At 35.0% G+C, this 5,675-nt stretch carries 7 protein-coding genes; 5 read left to right on the top strand and 2 right to left on the bottom strand.

Going from position 1 to position 5,675, the window contains the following annotated elements; all coding sequences use genetic code 11:
• Positions 1–280 precede the first annotated feature (280 nt).
• Positions 281–1,006, bottom strand: coding sequence for a HEAT repeat domain-containing protein (locus Megvenef_RS07075; RefSeq protein ID WP_322777267.1), 726 nt, complete (start codon positions 1,004–1,006; stop codon positions 281–283).
• A gap of 46 nt (positions 1,007–1,052) precedes the next feature.
• A complete protein-coding gene (locus tag Megvenef_RS07070; RefSeq protein WP_322777266.1) occupies positions 1,053–1,472 on the bottom strand; it encodes a flagellar assembly protein FliX in 420 nt (139 codons plus the stop codon).
• A gap of 80 nt (positions 1,473–1,552) precedes the next feature.
• On the opposite strand from Megvenef_RS07070, the gene ffh reads away from it, so the two are divergent.
• From ffh to Megvenef_RS07045, 5 genes are all read left to right on the top strand, one after another.
• Positions 1,553–2,902 carry a signal recognition particle protein gene (gene ffh / locus Megvenef_RS07065; protein ID WP_322777265.1) on the top strand — a complete coding sequence of 450 codons (1,350 nt, stop codon included), beginning with the start codon at positions 1,553–1,555 and terminating at the stop codon, positions 2,900–2,902.
• Between the two features lie 58 nt (positions 2,903–2,960).
• Positions 2,961–3,170: a hypothetical protein gene (locus tag Megvenef_RS07060; protein ID WP_322777264.1), complete on the top strand. Its 210-nt coding sequence runs from the start codon at positions 2,961–2,963 to the stop codon at positions 3,168–3,170.
• 18 nt (positions 3,171–3,188) lie between these two features.
• The gene (locus Megvenef_RS07055; RefSeq protein ID WP_322777263.1) at positions 3,189–3,413 is read left to right on the top strand and encodes a Trm112 family protein; all 225 of its coding nucleotides are present in this window, start codon (positions 3,189–3,191) and stop codon (positions 3,411–3,413) included.
• A gap of 160 nt (positions 3,414–3,573) precedes the next feature.
• On the top strand, positions 3,574–4,824 hold the full coding sequence (locus Megvenef_RS07050; RefSeq protein WP_322777262.1) for a hypothetical protein: 1,251 nt from the start codon (positions 3,574–3,576) through the stop codon (positions 4,822–4,824).
• A 523-nt stretch (positions 4,825–5,347) separates the two neighbouring features.
• Positions 5,348–5,675: transposase (locus Megvenef_RS07045; protein ID WP_322776028.1), on the top strand; the 328-nt coding region annotated here is incomplete at its 3' end.

The raw sequence follows: 5,675 nt of genomic DNA, 5'->3' as shown, positions 1-5,675 counted from the left end.
CTGCTGAACTAAGGTAGTAAGTTGCCTTTTTTCTTCATCAAGCTCAAGTATAACATTAGAATCAAGTTTTACGTGAGTAATTTTATTAGTTTGCTAGCATATGCTATAATTGACGGGGCCGTCATGTCGTTGTTCTTCATAAATATATTCTCTGTGAATAGAGTGTTTTCTATATTTGCTTATGAAGTAACATATAAATGTGTTTATGGATTTTCCGCATGCGTATGCTTGTTTGTAGTATCTTACTTACACAAACAATTTAAAACTGTACAAAATTAGGTTATACCAAGTTTCTCATAGCTCTTTTGCATATCTTTTCTGTATATGGAGTAGTCGACTGATTACTCCAATCTCTACATAAATCCTTTACCCAATCGGGGTGATCTTTGCCAGCATCGTTAAGCCAGTTACCGACTGAAAGCTGAACATATTTTGCCTTATCTGACCTTAGTGGCTCTATTATATCCAGGCCAAGCCAAGGTTCTTTTCTAAGTTCCTTAATATGTGAGCACCATACACCTCTTGGTCTGCTAAGCTCAGAAGCAAATCTTCTGATATTATCAGATGACTCCTCAGTCCAACGGCTAAGCAACTTTATAGATTTAGTTAGTTCTTGTGTAAAGTCAGCTCGCAGCACCATCCAAGCCCATTCTCTAACTCCTGAATTTGGGTCATCAGCAAGTGGTTTGATTAAATTTAGCTTTTCTGGGAAAGATAACTTTTGTTCTCCTAATATGTAACATGCCAAAGCTCTAATTGAATCTGATTTATGGATACTTAGTGTATCAAAAATTTTAAATCCAAATTGGGTGTGCAATGATATAGCCACTAATTTAAATTTCTTAGTAATGCCTAATGGTTTTGGTAATTTGGGAAAATTGAACTCTGGGATAGTGTTTGCAAGTAATAAAGTAAGGTCAACGGCTAAAAATTCCATTAGGTTTGTTGCTTCTTTCTCGCCTTTATTCAGCTGATTGACAATATCTAGTGAAATTTGTTTTTTCATAGTATTTAAACTTTAGTAATTTAATTAGGTTCTACAAGAATTCTGTTTACTCTTCGTTAATTTCGATTTTGGCAATTTCCACCTCAACACGAAGCGCAATTTGCTGGACAAGATCAGCAAGTCCAGGGGAGTTGACAATAAATTTACTGCTATTGAGTGTATCTTTTAGATTATGAAGCCTACGACTAGATAGCTTGCCATCTAAAAGATCAAGTTGAAGATCTTTTAGGATTTTAAAAGCTTTTTTTGCAAATTCTTCTAAGTTTTGCTTATCGTGGGTAAACTGGTCTATTTCTTGCAAGAAAAGCATACCTCCTATATCCGCTACTGCAGAAGATGCTTCGTTATGACTAGATTCTTGGGTTTTTTTACTAGTATTAAATTTAACGTCTTTTTCTTTTTTAGAAAGTCTTCCAAGTTTATTAGTAGAAGATACACCTTGCATTTTTGGATCGATCGAGAGCATGTGACTACTTGAATTTATGGTTTATTTAGCATATCCTACTAACTCTATGCTGATAATTTTAGAATATATACTTTACTACTATGTTTCAAACATTAACACAGAATCTTACCAAAATCTTTGATAAAATCAAAGGGCGTGGGGCGCTTACTGAAGATCAAATTGATTCAGCAATGCGTGATATTAGGGTTGCTTTGCTTGAAGCAGATGTTGCATTACCGGTAGTGAGAGAATTCATTGCCAAGGTTAAAGAAAGAGCAAAGGGACAAGAAGTAATCAAATCTGTATCTCCGGCACAAATGGTCATAAAGATCATTAATGACGAGATGATAAGTTTACTATCACCAACTGACTCTGAAGCTAAATTAAATTTAAATAGTTCTCCTCCCGTCAATATATTGGTAGTTGGCTTGCAGGGTAGTGGCAAAACTACTGCGAGTGCAAAATTAGCTCTAAAGCTGAAAAAGCAGAATAAAAATGTGCTGCTAGTGTCTCTAGATACATATAGACCAGCGGCCCAGGATCAGCTTGCAATTCTTGCAAAAGATATCGGCGCGGATAGCCTTGAAATTATTAAAGACCAACAGCCTTTGGAAATTACACATAGAGCCCTAAAAGAGTCTAAATTATCTGGCTATGACGTAGTTATTTATGATAGTGCAGGACGCTTGCATATAGATGATGCAATGATAGCAGAAGTGGCCTCTATTAAGAAAATTATCAACCCCACCGAAACTTTACTAGTTATTGATTCAATGATCGGACAAGATTCCGTCACTGTTGCAAGTGCTTTTCAAGAAAAACTAAGTATTTCTGGAATTATTTTATCAAGGATCGATGGTGATTCAAGGGGTGGAGCTGCCTTAAGTGTGAGGTACGTTACCGGCAAACCTATTAAATTCCTAAGTACTGGCGAGAAGCCATCAGACTTTGAGGAGTTCGATGCTAAAAGAATAGCTTCTCGTATTTTAGATATGGGAGATATATTATCTTTTGTTGAAAAAGCTGCAAGTGTTATTGATCAGAAAGAGGCTTCAATTGCTGCTGCACGATTCAAAAAAGGTAAATTTGATCTTGATGATTACATAGCACAAATCAAAATGATTAAAAAACTTGGTGGTATGAGCAGTATGCTCAGTATGATACCAGGTATTTCAAAACTCACAAATAAGATGGGAGATGTAGGTGTTGGAGACAAAATCCTTGTTCATCAGGAAGCTATAGTACTTTCAATGACAAAAAAAGAACGAAAAAACCCATCATTACTTAATGCATCTAGAAGAAAGAGAGTGGCTTTAGGTTCAGGGACGACTGTTCCACAAGTCAATGTCCTATTAAAGCAGTTTATACAGATTAGTACTATGATGAAAAAAGCATCAAAGATGGATCAAAAATCCTTAATGAGAAGTGGAATTGGAAAACTTTTTTCTTGACTATCTTATAAAAAATTCTTATTATTCCGTCATTATCAAGCAATTGTAAGTAAAAATTATGTCTAAAGCAAAAATTGCCTCAAAAAATAACCCAGAAGGCCGTGGACAGGCCAAGGAATATTTTCATGATGGCAAAAAAATTAAACCAGTTAAATTAATTGCTAACAGACAATCTTTTTTTGCAGCCGAATATGATGAATCTGGAGATATAGTTGTTGATCTGAACGGTAAAGTGCTTCCTTGGAATAGTGCTAAAAATTTAGGTTAAATTAACTTTAGATATATAATGAAATTATCCACAGAATTACTAAATTTAATAGTGTGCCCAGTTTCTGGGGACAAGTTAATTTACGATCAAGATCAATCTATATTAATTAGTAAAAAAGCTCGCCTTATATACCCTGTAGTAGATGGTATACCACTACTTTTGGCGTCAGAAGCAAAAAAAATTCCTCTCGATAGTTCTAAAATAAAGACAGGCATTGAAGAGAAAGAAAAGATAGAGAGTTAAACTTTGTTATAATGGTTTAACCCAGTCATGCTGAATTTGATTCAGCATCTCAGGAGATGAAAAAAGATCTTAGGCCAGAGCCCAAGTTTTAGCCAAGTTTAGATTGTAAGATACAGAAAGAGCAAAATAGTGTTTGTGAGTTTTTCGTTATCCAAAACTGGTGTATATAGTGATTAATGTCAGCTATACAAATTTCAATGTAGTTTCTGAAGCTTATAAAATTGCTCAATTTGCGGCAAAAGAAGTAAGTTCTAAGATTACTCTTGAACTGGGTCAAGGACAAGATGATAAATATAAGATATTTTGCACTAATAACGCTAGAAAGCAAATCAAACATTCTAAAGAAATTGTCAACAGGATTAAGGATAACTTCAAAGACTTAATTGTAATTGGTATGGGAGGCTCTGTCTTGAATCCAGAAGCTTTAATAAACCTTAACTCTAATAATCTAAACTCTAGGACAAAAGTTCATTTCTTGAACAATACAGACCCAATTTATTTTCGAAAATTACTTTCAACTATTTCACTTATCAATTGTGCTGTTTTAGCGATCAGCAACTCAGGTCAAACTCTTGAGACTAATGCCCTTGTTGGAGCAATGATTTCTGAGTTTGAAAAAAATAATATAAAATCAATCGGTAATAGATTTTTTTTTATAACAAAGCCTGATTCTGGAATTCTAAGCGAGATAGCTGCTAGAATATCGGCAACTTTGATTGAACACATGCCAAACATAAGTGGAAGGTTTTCTAGCCTTACTAATGTAACAACTCTTGCTGCTGCAGTTGCTGGGGTAGAAGTGGAAGATTATATTGATGGGGCAGAAGGAGTTATCAAAGATTTTTTGTATAACCAAGAATCAAATGAAGCTGTGTACTCAGCTGCTGCAATTTTCAGTACTAAAAAACCTATAATGGTAAATATTGGTTACTTACAACAATTTTCATCGTACTTAGAATGGTACTCACAAATAATTGCAGAGTCACTTGGGAAGAATGGAGGAGGGTTAACACCGCTGCGTGGACTTGGACCTAATGACCAACATAGCATGCTTCAGCTTTACCTTGAGGGTCCACAAGATAAAATTTATAGCCTATTTTATGTAAAAGATCTAAAAGATGTCCCAAAGGTATGCTCATTCAAGGAGTTAAGCTACATTGCAGAAAAGTCCTTAAGTGATATTAATACAGCTAATTTTCTAGCCACTGAATCGGTACTTGTTAACAAACAATTTCCTATTAGAACTATTTTGCTAAAAGACTTGTCATCCAGGTCTATAGGTTCTCTTGTTGCCCACTCTATGCTTGAAATAGTCATACTAAGTCATATGATGAATATCAACCCATTTAACCAGCCAGCTGTAGAATTCATAAAAACAAAATCTATGCAATTGGTTGCTTCCTCATCATAAACTGAGCCCATAGGGGTAAGCTAGAAATATTCCTAAAATGCCTAATAAATCTGAACTTGCATGATATCAGGTAGCAAAAAGAAGATTCTGAATCAAGTCCCGGATAACTTTTTTTATATAGAAGGCCACACGTAACCTTAAGACTAAGTACAGGTCTATTGTAAACAAGTGCTTAAAAAAGGATTAGGAATAAGTTTTGTATAAGGCTGCTACCACGCAGCGTCAGGCTGGATTTGATGAAGCTTGCGGCCTCCCCGCCCTCTTGGCCTAGTATATCATGAGACAGAAAGATCCCGGATCAAGCCCTAGATGATTGGTGTTTGCTCTTGAGGACTTTACAATATGACAAATATATTGCCTAACAAACCACTAATCTCTTGCCCATAGTTCAAGTTACTATTAGTAGTCCCTCCGTCAAAACTCTCCCCGCCTGAATTAACAAGGGGTTTCATGTCATAAACAGCTTACAAAATCCATAAGAAAATGGTATAATTACCGCATAAAGCTTACGGATTTTAAAATTATGCCTATAGAAAATATTACTTTTCTCCAAAAACAAGAAAGGTTATTTGAAGAGAAATTATCTACAAAACTAAATCCTAAAAACAAGTTATATAAACTAAGGGATTTAGTAAATTGGTCTGAACTTGAAGCCAGAGCATTGCCTAACATTGAAATCAAGCAATTTGGTAGAAATAAGAAAGATCATAGAGTAATGCTAGCACTATCAATGCTTCAAGCTATGTACAACGGTTCTGATTCGTTTACGGAGGAAGAGCTAAAGGAAAATATTTATTGGCAATATTTTTGTGGTTATGAATATTTGCAGCAAGATCTTGATGTGTCTGAAG

Source organism: Candidatus Megaera venefica, assembly GCF_034554655.1.
In the GTDB taxonomy this organism is placed as follows: domain Bacteria; phylum Pseudomonadota; class Alphaproteobacteria; order Rickettsiales; family Rickettsiaceae; genus Megaera_A; species Megaera_A venefica.
This window is presented reverse-complemented; position numbering and strand designations above follow the sequence as displayed.